General features: G+C 72.1%; 16 protein-coding genes. 2 read left to right on the forward strand and 14 right to left on the reverse strand.

The window, feature by feature from the left end; genetic code table 11:
* Nucleotides 1-307 precede the first annotated feature (307 nt).
* Together I4I81_RS12180 and ssb are read right to left on the reverse strand one after the other, a co-directional pair.
* Nucleotides 308-1249 carry a bifunctional DNA primase/polymerase gene (locus I4I81_RS12180; RefSeq protein WP_226363900.1) on the reverse strand — a complete coding sequence of 314 codons (942 nt, stop codon included), beginning with the start codon at nt 1247-1249 and terminating at the stop codon, nt 308-310.
* Nucleotides 1250-1462: 213 nt separating this feature from the next.
* Nucleotides 1463-1951 (reverse strand): single-stranded DNA-binding protein, encoded by a 489-nt coding sequence (gene ssb, locus I4I81_RS12185; RefSeq protein ID WP_218616040.1) that lies wholly within the window; start codon nt 1949-1951, stop codon nt 1463-1465.
* A 711-nt stretch (nt 1952-2662) separates the two neighbouring features.
* Between ssb and istA the strand changes: the two genes are divergently transcribed.
* Both istA and istB read left to right on the forward strand, forming a co-directional pair.
* On the forward strand, nt 2663-4192 hold the full coding sequence (gene istA, locus I4I81_RS12190) for an IS21 family transposase (protein ID WP_218616041.1): 1530 nt from the start codon (nt 2663-2665) through the stop codon (nt 4190-4192).
* The gene (gene istB / locus I4I81_RS12195; RefSeq protein WP_218602630.1) at nt 4189-5010 is read left to right on the forward strand and encodes an IS21-like element helper ATPase IstB; all 822 of its coding nucleotides are present in this window, start codon (nt 4189-4191) and stop codon (nt 5008-5010) included. Before istA ends, istB begins: the two co-directional genes overlap by 4 nt.
* Nucleotides 5011-5267: 257 nt before the next feature.
* Here the strand turns inward: istB and I4I81_RS12200 are convergent, their stop codons facing one another.
* The 12 genes from I4I81_RS12200 to I4I81_RS12250 form a co-directional block, all read right to left on the reverse strand.
* Nucleotides 5268-5711: a hypothetical protein gene (locus I4I81_RS12200; RefSeq protein ID WP_218602629.1), complete on the reverse strand. Its 444-nt coding sequence runs from the start codon at nt 5709-5711 to the stop codon at nt 5268-5270.
* Nucleotides 5712-5785: 74 nt separating this feature from the next.
* On the reverse strand, nt 5786-7495 hold the full coding sequence (locus I4I81_RS12205; RefSeq protein ID WP_218602628.1) for a ParB/RepB/Spo0J family partition protein: 1710 nt from the start codon (nt 7493-7495) through the stop codon (nt 5786-5788).
* 503 nt (nt 7496-7998) lie between these two features.
* Nucleotides 7999-8352 (reverse strand): hypothetical protein, encoded by a 354-nt coding sequence (locus I4I81_RS12210; RefSeq protein WP_218602627.1) that lies wholly within the window; start codon nt 8350-8352, stop codon nt 7999-8001.
* A gap of 367 nt (nt 8353-8719) precedes the next feature.
* Complete coding sequence (locus I4I81_RS12215; RefSeq protein ID WP_218616042.1) at nt 8720-9952, reverse strand: ImmA/IrrE family metallo-endopeptidase; 1233 nt, start codon at nt 9950-9952, stop codon at nt 8720-8722.
* Nucleotides 9953-10045: 93 nt separating this feature from the next.
* Nucleotides 10046-10732 carry a hypothetical protein gene (locus I4I81_RS12220; protein ID WP_218602625.1) on the reverse strand — a complete coding sequence of 229 codons (687 nt, stop codon included), beginning with the start codon at nt 10730-10732 and terminating at the stop codon, nt 10046-10048.
* 640 nt (nt 10733-11372) lie between these two features.
* Nucleotides 11373-12521, reverse strand: a complete 1149-nt coding sequence (locus I4I81_RS12225; protein WP_218602624.1) for a DUF932 domain-containing protein — start codon at nt 12519-12521, stop codon at nt 11373-11375.
* Nucleotides 12522-13455: 934 nt separating this feature from the next.
* Nucleotides 13456-13839, reverse strand: coding sequence for an AhpC/TSA family protein (locus tag I4I81_RS12230; protein WP_218602623.1), 384 nt, complete (start codon nt 13837-13839; stop codon nt 13456-13458).
* 27 nt (nt 13840-13866) lie between these two features.
* Nucleotides 13867-13995 carry a hypothetical protein gene (locus I4I81_RS31160; RefSeq protein WP_267461542.1) on the reverse strand — a complete coding sequence of 43 codons (129 nt, stop codon included), beginning with the start codon at nt 13993-13995 and terminating at the stop codon, nt 13867-13869.
* Complete coding sequence (locus tag I4I81_RS12235) at nt 13988-15082, reverse strand: ABC transporter ATP-binding protein (RefSeq protein ID WP_226363901.1); 1095 nt, start codon at nt 15080-15082, stop codon at nt 13988-13990. Before I4I81_RS12235 ends, I4I81_RS31160 begins: the two co-directional genes overlap by 8 nt.
* Nucleotides 15079-15861, reverse strand: coding sequence for an ABC transporter permease (locus I4I81_RS12240; protein WP_218602622.1), 783 nt, complete (start codon nt 15859-15861; stop codon nt 15079-15081). The genes I4I81_RS12235 and I4I81_RS12240 overlap by 4 nt, the downstream gene beginning before the upstream one ends.
* Nucleotides 15858-16745 carry an ABC transporter permease gene (locus I4I81_RS12245; protein ID WP_218602621.1) on the reverse strand — a complete coding sequence of 296 codons (888 nt, stop codon included), beginning with the start codon at nt 16743-16745 and terminating at the stop codon, nt 15858-15860. The genes I4I81_RS12240 and I4I81_RS12245 overlap by 4 nt, the downstream gene beginning before the upstream one ends.
* 11 nt (nt 16746-16756) lie before the next feature.
* Entirely contained in the window at nt 16757-18001 is a 1245-nt protein-coding gene (locus tag I4I81_RS12250; RefSeq protein ID WP_218602620.1) for an ABC transporter substrate-binding protein, read from the reverse strand.
* Between the last annotated feature and the right edge of the window lie 78 nt (nt 18002-18079).

Below are 18079 nucleotides of genomic sequence, written 5' to 3' on the forward strand. Positions count from 1 at the left end.
GGGTTCTGGCTCGCCCATCCCGGTGTGCTCGCCTTCCCGACCGGCGGCCGATGTCGGATCCGCACGCGATCTCACCGGGATGGGCGGGCCGGGTTCATCGCCGCTTGCCCCCGCCCCGGTGTGCTGACCTCCGGGCGATCCACCTGAGCCGAGCACCGGAGGCCCGACCCATCGCGGCTGCCGAGCTCGGGGGCGTGCCGGACCACCACCCCGGGGATCCTGCGGAGAGCTGCATGACAGCGGCATCGTGCGATGGGAGGGCGTCCCTGCGGCCGAGCCGGTCGCGGATGCGGCGGGACGTCCGGAGCTACATCCGGTTGCCGATGTCGTCGAAACAGCGGGGGAACCGGGCGCCGTAGGCAAGTCCGTCGGATACATCGCGATCGACCTGCGCGCGGGTGTAGCCGTCGACGCCGAGGTAGCCACGGGCGGCATCGATGAGCGCTGCGCGGGCAGCGGTCGCGCTGAGGGCAGATCCTCCGACCCAGTGCCCGAGCCTGCGCGCCGCGCGCAGCAGCGTCTGGTGGCGATGTCCGACGGTCGCCGCGGCGACGGCGGCGCACTCGCCGTCGACGACGGCACGCAGGTAGGCCCCCGCCCTCCCGTCGGGCAGCGGCGTGTTCGAGATCCGGTGCGGGGTCCGTGGGGCAGGTGCGGGTGCGGGTGGGGTGAGCGCAGAGACCAGCCAGTCCGGAAGCTCGGCCACCGGGCGGCACCTCACGACCCGGTAGAAGCCTGCGGCCCGGACGGACCCCGCAGCGACGACGTACCCACCATGGCCGCGACTGTCTACGTTCGCCCCAAGTGCACCCTGGGTGTTGCGTAACGCCGCACCGTCTGGCTGGCGGAAGTACAAGTGCAGCCCGCCCGGCGTCGCGACCGTGTACGTATCGGTGGGTGGCGGCTCGCCGGCCGCGGCGGCGAGCCGACGAAGCATGTCGTACCCGTCCCGCGTGCTGGCCGACCGCGACCGCACGGAGGCGCCTTGCCGGGCGTCGAGGTCGATGACGAGAAGCCCGGATCTTCCCGTACTGACGGCCACGTTCCACGGCATCGCCCGCCACCATGCCGTGATCTGGTCGGGGTCGGTCGTGGCGGCGTTCTCCCAATCGGCGATCGCCGGCACCTTGCCACGGGGAACGGCGGGGAACACCCGCCAACCGTTCCGGGCGGCGCGTGCAGCTGCCGCGCCGAGCCGGCCCAACGCAGGCGTCGGCGCAGCGGGTGGACAGTGCTGATGGTCGGTCACGATGTTCTCCTCGCGTCGGAGCACCGGGGCGGTCTGCGGTTCCGGACCGCGCGCCGCATCGTGTCCGGGTGTGGGTGCTCGGGTAGCGGCTGGCGCGTGGTCCGGGTTCGCGGGCACGGTGCGAAACCGACGCGAGGACACCCACAGGTAGGTCGTCTGCGAGCACATCGGCGGGCCCGGACCGCTGAGGTCCAGGCCCGCCGATGATCTGACTCAGTCGGAACCGACGATGGCGAGCTCGGGCCGGGTGACCGGCTCCGGCGCGGGCTCGTCGGCGGGCGCGTCGCCGTCCGGCTGGGCGGCGTCGGGCTCGGTGCGATCAGCCCGGTCCGCGTCGTGGGCGGGGCGGGAGTTCTTGACCAGGGTGGCGGTGGCGTAGCGCAGGCTCGCGGCGACGTCGGCGGCTTCGAGCTGAATCCGGCGCACCTGGGTGCCGTCGTCGCGCTTGTAGCTGTCGTCGGCGAACTCGCCGGTGACCGCGACGGTGGCGCCCTTGTCCAGACTGGCCGCGATGTTCTCGGCCAGGCCGTTGAAGCACACGACCCGGTGGAACACCGGGGGCAGGTCGACCCAGCGGCCGGTTCCGCGGTTGAGCCGGCGCCGGTTGGCCGCGACGGTGAAGGTCGCGACCGGGACCCCGGAGCGGGAGAACCGCAGCTCGGGCTTGCCGGTGACGTTGCCGTGGACGGTGATCTTGTTCATCGTGGTGTCTCCTCGTGAGGTGGGTGTCGGTGGGTGACGCGGCCCTGGCCTCAGCACGGCGCGGGTGGGGTCCCGGTAGGGACGGCGGGGGTTCCGGGCTCGTCCGACCGGGGTGGGAACGCCGCAGGCGTCCGAGCGCAGCGAGGCTCGTCCCACCCGGTCGGACCTGGGCCCAGGTTCATCGCCGCTCGCCCTACCCGTGTTGTGCTGACCTCCGGGCGTCCCCCTGGACACCCCCCGCGGGATGACCGGCGATGAGGAGCACTGGCCCGCACTGCCATCATCATGAGGAACCGTGATGCCCGAACCCGCTCCGTCGCCCTTGGGTTCGACCGTTGCCGCAGGTAACGGCACCGTGCCCGGAGCGCCGTGGCTGCGCGACCAGACCCGGGCCAGTTCAACCCGGACCGCTTCCACGCGACGCGGTCCGCCGTGGTTGGTGCGAACGGACGGCCGCCTGCCGCCGGGGTCTGCGCTGTTCGCCCTGCTACGCCACCCCGTGGCTCGGACCGAGCCTGCGCGGGCTAGCTAGCTCGCCGTGGGTGTGATCACCTGATCTGGCCCCACTTCGGCCGGTTGTCGTCACGAATTTCGGCCCCACCGGGGTGGTGACGTTCCCGCTGTGGGTGGGCCGGTGTGTCGTCACGAATGTTGGCCCCACCCCGGTTCAGATCTTGCGTGTCGGTGTCGTCGGCGCGGGGGTCGGTCAGGATGGGTTCGCGGGTGGAGCTGTTCGAGAGGATCCGGCGTGAGCGCCGGCTGGAGGACGTGTCGATCCGGGAGCTCGCTGATCGATATCAGGTGCATCGGCGCACGGTGCGCCAGGCGCTCGAGGACGCGGTCCCGCCACCGCGCAAGGCCTATCCGCCGCGACCGCGTCCGGCGATCGACCCGTGGACGAAGGTCATCGACGGCTGGCTGCTCGCCGATCGGGACGCGCCACGCAAGCAGCGCCACACCGCACGCCGGATCTGGCAACGCCTGGTCGCCGAGCACGGCGCGACGTGCTCGGAGGTGAGCGTGAGCCGCTATGTCGGGACGCGGCGTGTCGAGCTGGGCCTGGTCCGGGTCGAGGTGTCGATCCCGCAGACCCACCCGCCCGGCGCCGAGGCGGAGGTCGACTTCGGGGAGTTCCACGCGGTCCTGGGCGGGGTCGCGGTGAAGTGCTGGATGTTCGTGATGCGGCTGTCGAACTCCGGGCGGGCGTTCCATATCGCGTTCGCCACCCAAGCCCAGGAGGCGTTCCTCGACGGCCATGTCCGGGCGTTCACCCACTTCGGCGGGGTCCCGGCGCTGCTGCGCTACGACAACCTGAAACCGGCGGTGGTCCGGGTCTGCAAAGGACGCGACCGCACGGAGTCCGAGCGGTTCATCGCGCTGCGCAGCCACTACGGGTTCGACTCGTTCTTCTGCCGCCCGGGCCTGGCCGGCGCGCATGAGAAGGGCGGGGTCGAGGGCGAGATCGGCCGGTTCCGCCGCCGCCACCTGGTCCCGGTCCCGAACCTGGGCTCCCTCGCCGAGCTCAACACGCTCCTCGCCAGCGCTGACGTCCTCGACGACGCCCGGGTGATCACCGGCCGGCCGGTCACCGTCGCCGCCGCGTTCACCGCCGAGGCGCCGACGCTGATGGCGTTGCCGGGCGAGGGGTTCGACTGCGCCCGGCTGCTGTCCGCCCGGGTCGACGCGAAGGCCCGGGTGTCGGTCCGGCAGGTCAACTACTCGGTCCCGGCCCGGTTCGCCGGTCGCCGCCTGTCCGTCCGCCTCGGCGCCACGACCGTCGAGGTCCTCGACGGTCCGACGGTCGTGGCCCGCCACGAACGGGGGGTCGGGAAGTTCTTCGACGTCCTGGCCCTGGATCACTACCTCGAGGTCCTCAAGACCAAGCCCGGCGCGCTGCCCGGCGCCACCGCCCTGGCCCAGGCCCGGCAGTCCGGGGTGTTCACCGCCGCCCATCAGGCCTACTGGGACGCCGCTCGCGCCGCGAAGGGCGACACCCTCGGAACCCGGTGGCTGATCGAGATCCTGCTGGCCCACCGCACACATCCGGCGCCTGCGTTGGCCGCGGCGATGGGCCGGGCGGTGGCCTCCGGCGCACTCGACCCGCACGTGGTGATCATCGACGCTCGCCGCGGGGCCACCCCGATCGCACCCGTGGTCGACATCGCCGCGCTGGCCCGTTACGACCGCCCGACACCCATCCTCGTCGACTACGACGACCTGCTCACCGGAAGCGGCACATGACCACCACCCCCACGACCACCCCGAACGGGCGCACCGCGAGCGAGGGCACCGTCGACGCCGCGGCGCAGGCCTCGATCGGGGCGGCGACCCGGGAGCTGCACCTGCCCACCGTCCGCGCCGAAGCCACCCGCCTGGCCGACATCGCAGCCCGCGAACGCCGCACCCACCTCGGCTACCTCGCCGAGGTCCTCGCCGCCGAGGTCGACGACCGCACCGCACGCCGCCGGGCCCGCCGCATCGCCGACGCGAAGTTCCCCCGGCTCAAACGGCTCGCGGAGTTCAACGTCGACGCCGTCCCCACCATCCCCGCCGCGACCCTGGGCCACCTCGCCGCCGGGCACTACATGAACGCCGGTGAACCCGTCGTGCTCCTCGGCGATTCCGGCACCGGCAAGTCCCACCTGCTCATCGGGCTCGGGCTGGCCGCCTGCGAACAAGGCCGCCGCGTCCGCTACGTCACCACCGCGCACCTGGTCAACGAACTCGTCGAAGCCGCCGACGAACGCGTCCTGTCCCGCGTCGTCGCCCGCTACGGCCGCCTCGACCTGCTCTGCCTCGACGAACTCGGCTACGTCCAGATCGACCCACGCGGCGCCGAGCTGCTGTTCCAGATCATCACCGAACGCGAAGAACGCGCCTCGATCGCGATCGCCACGAACCTGCCCTTCTCCGAATGGGGCACCGTGTTCCCCGACCCGCGCCTGGTCGCCGCCATCGTCGACCGCGTCACCTTCAACGCCCACATCCTCGAAACCGGCACCCAGTCCTACCGGCTCCGCACCAGCCGCACCGCGACCCGCCGCAAGCGCACCAGCTGATCAATCAGACCACCGCACGCTCAGCCCGGGGCCGAACTTCGTGACGACACCCATCGCCGTCCTGGCCGGACGCCTCGACGCGATGTGCTGCACCCGACCCGTCCTGGCCGCAGCGCTACTACAGCGTCGACGAGAAGGCCGCCGCCAACAACGCATTCACCGACCACCGGAGGCCACATGACCGGTTCCCGATCGACTGGCGGAGCGGCGGGAGCGAACCCGACGCCGCGCCCGGGCGGGGCGACGGCGGGCGGCGGTCAGGTGATGGAGATCGGCGCCGGTGGGCGTTGGGCCAGACGGGCCACCATGTGGCCCTGCATCGGCGGGGACGGCGGCCAGGTCCGGTCCTGCTCGACCTGGTGCACGCCGTCGATCCTCAGCGTCCAGTCCCCGACCCGGTCCGGTGGACAACGCCGGGCCCGGGCTGTGGTGGCGACGACCAGGGGTGTCCCGTCGGCGTGACGGGCCGTGGCGGTAACGGCGATGGCGATGTCGCCGTCGGGCAGCACGGTCTCGCGGTAGTCCAGCGCGACCGGGGTCGCGTCGGCGTGCCGGCAGATCTCGACGAGCAGGCCGCGGGCAGCGTTGTGCGCCCCGAGCATCCCAACACTGCCGGTGCGCGGGATCGTCGTGAGGACGTGGGCGGGCAGGACGTAGCTGCGGCACCAGTCGTAGCGGGTGAAGCACTGCGGGAACATCATCGATCTCCTTCCAACGAAGCGAGTGGTTGGCCGGTGGGGCCACCGCCGCGGGGGTGGCCCCACCGACCCGCGGATCAGCTGCTCGCTTCGCCGTCCTGCACCGGCCCGGCGTCACCGCTGCCGTCAGTGCGCTCGGCGTCGTCCCGGTCGTCGCCTGGCTGGTCGGGGTCGGGAACGACGAGCTGTTCGACCGGGGACAGCGGGTAGCCCCAGTCGCGCAGCGCGGTGAAGTAGGCGCGGTGCCCCGGCTCGGGGGATCGCCAGGTCTGCCGGTTGGTGGCGTCCTCGGCCGCGCCGAGCAGGACCGCCAACGTCAGCTGGGTGGCCCGCTGGGGCGAGGCGGTCGCGGCGGCCTCGGTGATGGGGTGGGGCCGGCCGGTGTACACGCTGCCGACCGGGTCGTGGCCGAGTACCTCCAACGCGGTGGGGTGTCCGGACTCCATCGCGCGGCGCAGGTCGTGCCCGGCCCGCCCGAGCGTGGCGGCGATGAACACCGCCGCGTTACGCGGCGGGGACTTGCGGGCCAGGAACGTGCGCAGCCACTGCCGCCGGACGGTGGTCGCGGAATCCCACTCCCGGTTGTTCGCGATGACCAGCCGCCGCTGCGCCTTCTCCTCCTCGCTCAGCGCGCCCGCGCTCCCGGCTCCCCCATTCCCGGCGGCTGAGGTGCCGGTGCGGTCGCCGCCGGCGTTGAGCTGGGTCCACCGGGCGGCGTGGCCGTGCATGTCCGGGTGCAGGCACCAGTGCACGATCCGCAGCTGAGGCTGCCGGTCGAAGCCGCGGCGGACCTCGACACTGGCCGCGCGGCCCGGGCAGCCCGTGTGTGCCTCGGCGGTGAGCTCGGTGCCGCTGGGAGTCTCCTCGCTCGGGCGCAGCCCGCTGATCTGCCGGGCGTCGCCGGGCTGGTCGGGGTCGATCAACTCCAGGCCCTGGCCGGTCAGGTCGACGACCGCTTCGGCGAGCAGGGCGGCATCGGCGCGCTCGTCGCGAAGCTTCTGCGCGACGTGGTCGAACTGCGCGGGGTTCTTCGCCGCGGTCACCGTGAGGACCTTGACCGCGTCGGTGCCGGCGTCGGTGTGGTCGTCGAACTCGGCGATCACCGCCGCCTGGTCCAGGGTGACCTCGTAGCGGTCGAGCACCGCAGCGGCGAGTTCGCTGCGCGCCACTGCGGTGGTGACCTTGACCCGAGCGGTCGGGACGTGGGTGCGTCGGGCGATCTGCCCGGCGGTCAACCCGAGGTCGAGCAGCTGCTGGTGGGCGTGGACCTCGTCGGTGTCGCTCGTGCCGGTGCGGTGCTGGTTCTCCTCGAGCTGGTCGACGATCCGCTCGACCCGCATCTCCCGCGCGGCACGATCCAGCCCGTCCGGGACGTCGTCGGTGTCCGGTGATCCGGGCTCGACCAGTACCGGCACGCTGGCGCGGCCGACCTCGACGGCGGCCACCGTGCGGCGCTTGCCCTTGCGCACCACCAGCGCGCCGTCGGCGGCGCGGCGGGCGATGATCGGCTCGCGGACGCCGCGCTCGGCGATCGAACGCAGGAACGGCTTGTCCAGAGCCAGGTCGCGGCGCACGTTGACGCCTACGACCAGGATGCGTGGATCGACGGCGACCAGCACGCCGATCTCGGCGTCGGGCCGAGAGGTGACGGACGGGTCGGCTTCGAGGTTCTCGATGTCGTTGGAGTCGCCCGCGGTGGTCGTGTCGCTCGCGACGGCGGGGTCGTCCGGCACAGCGGCAGTGTTCGCGATGTTGTCTGTGTCCTGGGTGAGGTCGGTGATGGTCACTGGATCCTCCTTGACCGAGCGCTGCGGGCTCGGCGGTCCGGTGCTCCCGCGGGGTGCGGGGCGCGCTCGGCCAGGGCGGCGACGCCGGGCGTGGGAGGAGGGAGCCCGGGGCTGCGCCGGACGGCGTGGACCGGCGGCATCCAGGACGCAACGATCGGGGCGAGGTCATCGCGCCGGTTCATCCGGGCGGCAGCGGGCCGAGGGCATCGACCCACCGCCCGGCGGCGCTGCCATAGTGCGCAGCCCCGCCTCCCGCGGACAGGTCGCGACGTGCCGAGAGTCAGGCGAGGGACCTGATCATGATCGCGACGTCGGCGACGCTGCATTCCACCGACGAGGCCCTCACCGCAGTCTGGTCGAGCGCGTTGGAGTGGAGGAAGCGATCGCGAGCTCATCTGTGCCGGGGTGCCGGGGTGCGCCTACTCCCATCCGGGATCTGGCGTGTGGACGGGCTCGGCAGCGGGTCTCCAGGCATGACCGTGCCGTCGGGCGGACCGTGCCAGTCAGCCTCCCGGGCTGACGTGGACGCAGACATAGCGCTGCTGGTAGCCGCCCTCGACGCCAGCACCAACTGCGGCCCAGAACGCCCGAGAATCCGCGAGGTGTCCGCCGAGGGTGTGCCAGGCGAAGCCAGGGTGCTCGGCGCGCAGCGCGGCCAAGCCCGCAGCTGCCAGTCCGCATCGCTGATACTCGGGCGTCGTGTAGGGCTGCTCCACCCAACCCAGCCGGCAGCGACGGCAGACCTGGTAGTCCACGGCGAAGGCGCACTCGCCGCCCAGGTTGGCAGCGCGCTGACGCCAGCCGATGCGCTCACCCGAGATGGTGTCCTGCCACGGGGTGGACAGCTGGGGAACCACCGGCCATCCTCGCGACCGGCCCAGTCGCCCACGGCTGATCCACCGCAGGAATCCACGCCAGGGCTCCCGACCGGAGACGCGGCCAACCCGATTGGCCAGCTCGGCGAGCTCCCGCGCCGCCGCACGATCCACGCTCTACTCCGACTTGGACACAGACGTCGTCGGCCCGAGGTAGCCGATCGGTCCGCCGATGTAGACACTCATCCGGCTGTCCATCCTCCTGAACAACGGGGCTACAGGAACTCCAGCACCGCCGGGACCGGAGGTGATCACCCCGAGCACCGTGCAGGTGTCCTGGGCGTGAATCACCGCGTGTGCGCCATCCTCGGCCCCTCCGCCCCGCCTCCCAGTCGACCCCCGGCGACCTTCAAGCGCGCCGCTCGTTGCGGAACCGGTCGAAGTCCACGACGTTCCCTCTGGCGAGCGCGATAGTCCCCGGGACCGCAGCCGCCGACAGGGCGGGCCTGCGCTGGTTCGTGCCAGCGATCGATGAATTGTCGGACGGTGTGGTGGACGGGGCCGGGCGCTGCCCGGCCAGGAAGTCCTCCAGCAGGTCCGCCGGCCAGATCAACCGCCGCGGCGCGAGCATGGCCGCCGAGGTGGCGTGGAAGCAGCGCTCGACCCACTTGGCCAGCAGCCGAGGCTGCTCGGGGACCCGGGCGTCCCAGCCGGGCTCGGTCCGGCCCCAGGTGTGCCCGGTGGCCGGGTTGATCCGCGTGTAGAGCTGGCGACGCAACATGTCGTAGCGGTGGGAGTCGATCAGCCCGGACTCCGACAAGTGCCGCAGCAGCGCACCCAGCGAAATCCCCCACTTCAGCTTCAACGGGACCAGGTTGTGCAGCGACACGACCTTCGGCACCTCCTCAGCGACCGCCGCCGCCGGCGCGAGCAGCTCCGAGGCGAACCGCGAGGCCTCCTCCTCCTGGTCCTTGCTGTTCACCCCGTCGGCGTGCAACAGCAGATGCCCCAGCTCGTGGGCCACGGTCCAGCGGATCCGCTCCCAGGAATCCAGCGCTCGCAACACAATCAACGGACGATCCCCGTACTCGCCGACCCGGGTCGAGTAGCCAAGGTGCTTTTCCCGGGCGCCGTCGGATGCCCAGTTCAGCTCCCCTGAGGACTTCGTGCGTCGGGCCCGCATCACCACCGCCACCCCGGCCCGCTCCAGCTCGTAAGTCAAATACGGGATCGGCACGTCCGCGTCCATACCCATCCGGGCCCGGGCCGCGCGGGCCGCCGCAGCGACGCCAGTGCGACGATCCAGCGCCGGAAGCTTCACCGGCGGCAGCTGCGAGCGCACGTTCAGCTCCTCCAGGAAGTCACCCACCGCGACGGCGAACTGGGCCAGGTACTCCTTCTCCGTCGCCGAGGTCGCCTTCGGCGCCCGGAACAGCAGGCTCGCCGCAGCCACCCGCGACACCGGCGGGGTCGTGAAGAACTCCAGCGGGAACCGCAGCACCTCGGCCAGCCGCGCCGCCGTATCAGCGTCCAGGGCGGTCACCTCGGCCTGCTCGAGCCGGGTCTGCCGGGCACCTCTCCAGCCCATCTCGGCCAGCACGGCCTTACCCGTCATGCGTCGCAGGATCCGCGCCTGCCGCACCCGGGCCCCGTACATCTCGATCCTCGTCGTCATATCCGGCCCGATTCAAGTCTCGTCGCTCGCATCGCGCACCACCAACCACCCCCACCCGAACTACGCCGGTGTGATATCGCCCGTGCCCGCCACGTCGTCGAACTCGTCGAACTCGTCGAAGTCGCCGTGCGGCCCAGGATCTGCCGCGGGGGGCTCGGCCCGGACCGGCTCCGGTGCCGGCAACGGCGCGGTCGCCAGGATTCGCACCACCGACGACGAGTCGATGTCCGCCACCGCTGCCAGCTCCGCCCCCGCGAGCTCGACCTCGTCGTCGTCGGCCCACCACAGCACGAACACGTCGAACGGGCCTCCAGCCGACCGCGGCAGGACCAGCTCCTCGTGCCCCTCGTCCAGCGCCAGCTGACGCGCCTCCGCCAACGCCTCGCTCTGTCCCGAAGGTGGCACATCCACCACCCGGATCCGCCGCTTCAGGTTGTCCGTCGGCCACCTCCGGACCCGGATTCGGGTGCCCGACCCGTCCGACAACACCACGGACAGCCCCGGCCCCTCGCGAGCATCGAGCAGCGAGAACGGCCTCTCACCCCGGCCGTCGAACATGCTCAGCAGCGTCTGACGCACCGCAGTGCACCGGTTGTGCCCACTCATGTCCGCCGCGTTCGGGAATCGGTCCGCCCACCGTGACGCCACCTCGGGCAACGCCTCGCGCAAGTCGGCGTGCAGGAGCGCGAAGTCCTCGTCGTGCTGCCGCGCGAGACTCTCCACCAGCTCCTGGTGCTGTAGCTGCATCCGTGAAAAGTTTCATGCATCTAGCTACAACGCAAGTCTGTCCTGGAGCGTGTCGCGACGCAGTTCGGGGCGCAGCGTCATGTGTCGGCGCACGCAGGTCGCGGTCAGAGTCACCCAGCCGCCAACTACGGAGTCGGTCGCCCATTGTGAACCGTTGGGGAGAGCCCGACGTTGCGGGCGCGAATCTGGTCGATCAACGCGAACGCCGCGCCGCGGCGGTGCGCGCGGCGCCACCGCGCGTCGGTCCACGCGGTCAGTCCGTCGTCGGGTTCGATCAGGTCCCGGCAGGCGAGCGTCACCCGATCGTCGGGCCGGTGGGCAGCGGGAGTGCCGGTGGGGGTGGCCGGAGTCGTAGAGCGTCAGCTGCACGAGATCCTCGACGAGCGCGGCCCGGGCGACGAGCACGCAGCCGCGTCGCTCTTTCCGGGGCCGGGCACGGTGGATCAGGTCGCCGACGCGCAGCTACGCAGCCGGGATCGTCGCAAAGTGGGGTGCCGGGTGACCCGGCCGGGGTGATGCTGGACATGGAAGGTCCTCTCTGGGTGGGGCGGGCCCGGACCCGGCCAGGCTGGGCCGGGACCGGACCCGCGTCGTGGTCGACCGTGTTCAGCGCCTGGCTGCGCCGTGGTCGCGGGTGGGGTCAGCCGGCGTGGGCGGCGGCCAGGGTCATCGCGCGCAGCGCGTGGCGCTCCAGGTCGTGCGCGGCGTCGGCGTCGTCGAGGGTCTGCGCGGCCGATGTCACCGCGTGCAGCACGCCTCCGGAGGTGATGTCGGAGCCGGAGATGAAGTGGGCCAAGATCGTGGCCTGCTGCTCGGCGGTGAACCGCAGCGCCTTCCCGACGTGCTCCAACGTCGCGGCCGGGTCGGTGATCGCGACCCCGGCCTGACGGGTGATCTCAGCGAGCTTCGCCCGGACGTAGCCGTGGTCGAGGAACGTGGCCACGGCGTCGCGGGCCTGCTTGACGACCAGGTCGAGCACCGCGTCCTGGGTGTCGGCCGACCAGCGCACCACCCCGTCGGACATCCGCCCACCGAGGTGCACCTCGCGGACGGCGTCGCGGGTGATGGTCATGCCGTTGTCGCAGACCTCGACGGTGAGCTGCGGGGTCAGCGAGAACGACCCGTGCCCGGTCTCGGAGTTGGACAGGACGAACCCGGCGAAGACGAGCGGGTTGTCCGCCCCGCGTGCCCCGGTGAACGGGCTGCGGTACCCGGCCAGGAGCTCGGGGGCGTACTCGGCGACCTGCGGGGCGCGGACCTTGACGTACATCCGGCGCTCGGTCAGGTCGCACCCGGCGATGTCGACCGGGACGCCGGCGGTGCGGACGCCTTCGAGTGCGGCCATCAGGACGTCGAGGTTGTCGACCATGCGGTAGGAGTCCGACAGGACCGCCCGCGCCACCCCGCTCCCACCGTCCGGGTCGTGCAGCCCGCGGACCAGGAACCGGCGATCCGGTTCGACACCCAGCCAGGTGTTGACGTTCGCGTCGTAGAGACCGACCTGCTCCGCGCGGAGCCGCCGCAGGTAGGGCAGCGGGATGCCGAGCTTGTCCGCGATCCCGGCGTCGGCGGTTCTGGTCGGACGCAGCACCGTCTCCCCCACGGTGACGCCGTTGGGGGTGAGGCGGGGTTCGCCGACCCCTATCAGCCGCAGCCGACCGTTCTCGGCGATGAGGTGCCGGGCCGGGGCGACGACGTCGAGCTTCGCGGCGTGCTGGGCCTGTAGCAGCGCGACCAGGTCGGCGACGGAGGCGTTGCGGGTGGACAAGAAGGAGTCGGTGCTCGTCATGGTGGGGCTCCAAGGGAGATCCGAACGCACCCGACCACGAGCCGGGCGGCCCCGCCGGACGCGGTGGGGCGCGACGGGTCCGCCCGATGCCGGGCGAGCGCGAAGGACTCGATGCGCTCGCTCGATCGACGTGAGACCGCACGACATGACCGACTACCGGATGACTTGGTGGGCGGTCTCACTCGGCATCGGGTGGGCGCTCGGCCCTTCGCAGGCGAACCCGGAGTCGGGCAGGGTCGGACGCCCCGACGCATGGCCGCGGCGCCTGCGACCGCCGGTCCCACTACGAAGTGCGCCCGTCGACCGGCTGGGTACGTCGGCCTGGCGGACCTGGAACCGCGCGACCACCCAGTGCCGAGCTCGCGGATGCCGTGCACCACCTCGGTCAGCCTGTGTCGACCTACCTGACCGGACCCGCGTTCGACGACCGCGCTGGTCACGTTCCATGGGCAATGACCCCGGCGCGGCGCAGAGGTCCTGCATGGGTCGGGTTCGGGCCCGTTGTCACTTCGCCGCCGCTCGAGTGGAACCCGAGCGGGTCGGGAGGCAGCCCGTGCGAGAGGAGATCCACCTTCGGAGCGTCATCTCGAGTTCGCTCCCCCGCCCGGCGAACCGCGATACGGGGACCGCGAGTGCGACGATCAGCTTCTCCCAGCCGTCAGGTCGATCACCACCACTACCGAGCAGACGTCCTCACAGTCCTCCTCGTACTCGAACGCGACGCCCGAACCCGCACGTCGGCCAGCTGCGATCTCGGTCACCACCCGGCACCGGCAGCCGAGGTACTCCGCTCGATCGCCGGCGGGCGTGTCGACGGAACCCACGTGCCGCCAAGGGGTCAGTTTTCGGCCGCCGTTGACAGGGCGTTCGTGAGCCGGTTTCCGCGAGCTCCAGTGGACCACCGCCGCGTCGCTGGATCGCCGGCTCCCGCGGATCAGCCGCCGGGCCGGGCCTGCGCCAGGGCGGCGGCGGCGATGACGACAGGTGAAGCCCGGTCGTCGGGCGTCGCCGGCCGCCAGAGCCGCTTGATCCGGCCGTCCATGGCCAGCGCGTCACCGCCCATCTGCCGGGTGTCCTCGACAGGCTTGTTCAGGGTCGCGCCACGGAGCTTGAGCATCGCGTAGCGGGCGATCGTGCCGGGCGAGTAGACCTGCCAGATCGGTGCACGGCGTAGGCCGAGCCGGTGGTAGAGCTGCCGGTCGGGGTCCGACAGCACCAGCCCGGTGAGACCGAGGTACCGGGCAAGCGGAGCGAGCGCCTCGGCCGGGCTGAACCCGACGACGACGAGCGGTACCGCACCGTCGAGCTCCTGCTGCACCTGGACCAGGTGCTCTTGGCAGGGCAGTCAAAACCGGTGCCTGATCAGTGTCAGGATCTGTACCCCGGGCAGGTGGCCGAGGTCCACGGGGGACCCGGTCGAGACGTCGGTCAGCACGATTCCGTGGAGATCGGTGTCGATGTGCTGTTCACGCACGGGCTTCCTCGTTCCGGCTGGTGGTGGAGGTGTCGTCCAGGGGTGCGGCGGCGGGCAGTACCCGGCACGTCGACGGCGGCAGCTGCAGATGGATCCGGTCGCCCCGGTCGACCGGGAGGGCGGGTGCGGTGGAGGCGGTGAGCTCGATCCCGCCCGCCACGGCCACGACGGTGCGGTGGGTGCCGCGGAACCGCGTCTCGCGCACCGTGGCCGCCACGGTGTTCGGTGCATCTCCGGCGCCGAGGATGCGCAGCGACTCGGGGCGGACGACGAGCACTCCCGGGCCCTCGCGAGCCGGGGCACCGAGTGCCAGCTCGCCGAGGGCGCACGTGAACGACGACCCGCTCACGGTCCCGGGCACTTCGTTGACCCCGCCGAAGAACCGGGCGGCCGCCAGCGTCGGCGGGTCGGTGTAGAAACCCGCCGGCGTACCGGCGGCCTCGATCCGGCCGTCGAGCATCAGCACGACCCGGTCGGCGAGGTCGACGGCCTCGTGCTGGTCGTGGGTGACGAACAGCATGGTGATCGACAGTTCGCGCTGCAGGTGCCGGACCAGGTCGCGCATCCGGTGGCGCAGCTCGGCGTCGAGGGCGGAGAAGGGTTCGTCGAGCAGCAGCACCCGCGGGTCGAGTACCAGCGCTCTGGCCAGCGCCACGCGCTGCTCCTGTCCGCCGGAGAGCTCCCCGACGCGGCGCCGGGCGAGGTCGGGCAGCCCGACCAGGTCGAGCATCTCGGCCACCCGCCGACGCCGCGCGGCGCGCGGGACCCCCCGCATCCGTAGCCCGAACGCCACGTTGTCGCCGACGTTCAGATGGCCGAACAGCAGCGGCTTCTGGGACACCAGACCCACCGGACGCTTCTCGGCCGGGACCCCGAGCAGCGAGGTCCCGTCGACCGTCACCTCGCCCGCGCTCGCGGTGAGCAGCCCCGCGACGACCTTGAGCACGGTGGTCTTCCCGCAACCGGACGGGCCGAGCAGCGCGGTCAGGGTTCCACCGGGCACCACCAGGTCGACCCCGTCGACGACCGGGACACCGGCCCGGTAGGCGACTCGCAGCCCGGAGACGGCCAGCTCCCCGCCAATCACAGGCGCCCGAACCCGACCACGGCCGGCGAGGCGCCGGTGAGGAAACGCGCGGTGAGACCGACCAGCAACACCGGTGGGGCGGCGATCACGAGCGACAGCGCGGCGGCGGCGGTGAGGTCGGCCGACCCGATCAAGGCGAACAGCAGCAGCGGCAGCGTCCGCACGGTGCCTCCTCCTATCAGCAGGGTGAGGATGTACTCGCTCCAGGAGATCAGGAACGCGAACAGGGCCGCCACTGCCAGACCGGGCGCGACGGCGGGCAGGGTCACGTGCACCAGGCGGCGTACCGGTCCCGCGCCGAGCACCCGGCCCGCGTCCTCGATGTCGACATCGAGTCCGGCGAACGATGCGGCCATCACCAGGCTCACGTAGGGGACCGTCGGAATCAGCTGCACCAGCACCACCCCGGCAACAGAGTCAGCGAGCCCGTAGCGGATGAAGTAGACCTGGATGCCGAGGGTGACCGCGAGCGTCGGGACGATCACCGGTGCGAGCAGCAGCAGCTGGACGCCACGGCGGCCGGGGAAGGCATAGAGGCCGATCGCCCGTCCGGCCGCGGCGCCGATGAGGGTGGCGAGCACAGCGACCGTGAGCGCGATCAGCAGCGACGTGCCCACCGCCGATCGCACTGCGGGTTCACCCAGCAGTCGCAGGCCGCGATCGGAGAACGCCGGCATCACGGCCGGGTAGCGGAAGTCGCCGGCCACCGCCCACAGCAGCAGCGGGAGCAACGGCACGAGCAGGAACGCCACCAGGACACCGGCTCCGAGCCTCCTCATCGGCGGAGCCGATCGCTGAGCGCCAGGTAAGCCACGGCGCAGGCACCGACGAGCAGGGTCGTGAGGACCGCGATCGCCATGGCCAGCGGCCGGGCGGCGAGGTCGGGGTCGCGGAACTGCTGATAGGCCACCACCGGCAACGTCGCCGGGAACGGGCGGCCGAGCAGGAAAGGCACCTCGTAGGAGCCGAGTGTGAACGCGAACACCAGCACCGACGCGGCGCCCAGCGCCGGGGCCAGTACCGGGACGAGCACGTGTCGCAGGCGCTGCCACGCGCTCGCGCCCAGGGCACGAGCGGCGTCCTCCAGTTCGGCGACGCCGGACGACAGCGCAGCAAGGACGACGACCGCCACGAACGGCGCTTCCTTCCACACGTAGGAGGCGATGATGCCCCAGCCGAATGCATCCTGGGTCAGCACCGGGAAGTCGACGGGTGCGTCGACCCAGCCGAGGGTGGAGACCGCCCGCGACAGCGCACCGGACTGCGACAGCAGCAGGATCATCGCCAGCGCGGCGACCGCGTGCGGCAGTGGCAACGTCACCTGCAGCAGCGCGGCGAACGCCCGGCGGGTCCGGCACAGTGAGCGCACGAACAACGCTGCAGCCACCCCGAGCACTGCGGCGGCCAGGGTCGACACCGTCGCGACCCGCAGCGTGATGCCCACCGACGCCCGCACCGCGGGATCGGCCCACACCGTCCGGTAGGCGTCGAGCGACGGGCCCCGGGCGGGGAGGAACGGCTGGTAGCCGATGCTCTGGGCGACGGCCTGGACGAACCCGCCGCCGAAGAGCACGACGACCACCGTCAGCGCGGGGGCGAGCAACAGGGCGACCCGCAGCCCTCGCGGGAGTCGCGACGGCCGGGTCGCCACTCCCAACGCCACGCCACGCAGGTTCACCGCTGCAGCACCGCGGCGGTCCACCCGTCCTCCACCGCCGTGGCATAGCCGGTGTCGAGCTCGGGCAGGGCGCGGGCGGTCAGCTCGTCGAGCGACAGCACCGACTGGCCGAGCACCACCGCGTCGAACTCGGCCCGCTCCGGCGCCGCGAGCCGGTTGATGTCGATCACCGGGTAGATGCCGCCTTCGGCGTAGAAGCGCAGCTGGGTCTGCGGGTCCTGCAGCAGGTTCGCCAGCACCAGCGCCGCGGCCTGGTCCGCGGCGTCGGCGGGGATCGCGAGGTAGCTGGTGTTGGCGATGTTGCCGACGCCCGGCACGGCGGTGCGAGTGGTGGCCGGGAAGGCTCCGTCGGCGACCTTCGCCGCGACGGTGCCCGGGCCGTAGGTCAGGTACGCGGCGATCTCCCCGGTGGCGTAGAGCTGCTCCACGGCGTCCTGGCTGGTCGGGTAGGTCTCCCCGCCTCGCCACAGCGCGGGCTCCAGCGCGTCGAGGCGGGCCCAGAGCCGGTCGGCGAGCGGCGCGAACGTCGCCGCGTCGTAGGTCGAGCCGGCCAGCATCGCTGGATCCCCGGCGGTGTCGTAGAGGAACGTGCGCACCGCCATGGAGCCGGTGAAGTCCGGCGGAGCGGGGTAGGTGAACTGCCCGGGGTTGGCCCGAGCCCAGTCCTCGAGCGCGGTGAGCGAGATGACGTCGGCCGGGGTGAGGCGGGCGCTGTCGTAGACGAGTGCGGAGTTCGCCTGCTGCCACGCCGCCTCACAACCGTCCACCGGGACGCCGAAGTCGGTGGCCACGACGGGCGCGGTCAGGTCGACGTACTGCGCGTTGGGCAGGACCTCGGGGTAGCCGCAGGCCCAGAGGTCGGCCTGCTGGCCGGTGGCGAAGTTCTCCCCGTTGATCCAGATGGCGTCCACCGTGCCCGAGCCGGCGCGGCCGGCCTGGCGCTCGGCGAGGACCTTGTTCACCGCGTCGGCGGTGTCGGCCACGCCGACCACGTTCAGCGTGACCCCGAACTCCTGAAGCAGGCGCGGCGCGACGTATCCCTCGACGACTCCGTTGATCGCCTCGTCCCCGGTGTACATGTACCAGTCGAGCGTCTGACCCTTCGCCGTGTCGAGCACGGACGCCCAGTCAGTGGGATCGGGCGAAGCGCCGCCACCGGTCGGCGCCGACGTGGCGCACGCCGTCAGCATCGCGGTGGCGCCACAGAGCAGCGCCATGAAACGGGAAGCGGAGCGGGGCACGTGAGATCCTCCAGGGGCCGCGCGGGGGAATCCGGTCCGTGTCCGAGGGCCGGCGCAGGTCGGGAGGGGAACCCGGTC

It is taken from the genome of Pseudonocardia abyssalis (assembly GCF_019263705.2).
Lineage (GTDB): Bacteria > Actinomycetota > Actinomycetes > Mycobacteriales > Pseudonocardiaceae > Pseudonocardia > Pseudonocardia abyssalis.

Coding starts and splice junctions, on each gene's coding strand:
- ssb (WP_218616040.1), bottom strand. CDS start 1,951: ATGAACAAGATCACCGTCCACGGCAACGTCACCGGCAAGCCCGAGCTG.
- istA (WP_218616041.1), top strand. CDS start 2,663: ATGGGTTCGCGGGTGGAGCTGTTCGAGAGGATCCGGCGTGAGCGCCGG.
- istB (WP_218602630.1), top strand. CDS start 4,189: ATGACCACCACCCCCACGACCACCCCGAACGGGCGCACCGCGAGCGAG.
- I4I81_RS12200 (WP_218602629.1), bottom strand. CDS start 5,711: ATGATGTTCCCGCAGTGCTTCACCCGCTACGACTGGTGCCGCAGCTAC.
- I4I81_RS12220 (WP_218602625.1), bottom strand. CDS start 10,732: ATGCAGCTACAGCACCAGGAGCTGGTGGAGAGTCTCGCGCGGCAGCAC.
- I4I81_RS12225 (WP_218602624.1), bottom strand. CDS start 12,521: ATGACGAGCACCGACTCCTTCTTGTCCACCCGCAACGCCTCCGTCGCC.
- I4I81_RS12240 (WP_218602622.1), bottom strand. CDS start 15,861: ATGAGGAGGCTCGGAGCCGGTGTCCTGGTGGCGTTCCTGCTCGTGCCG.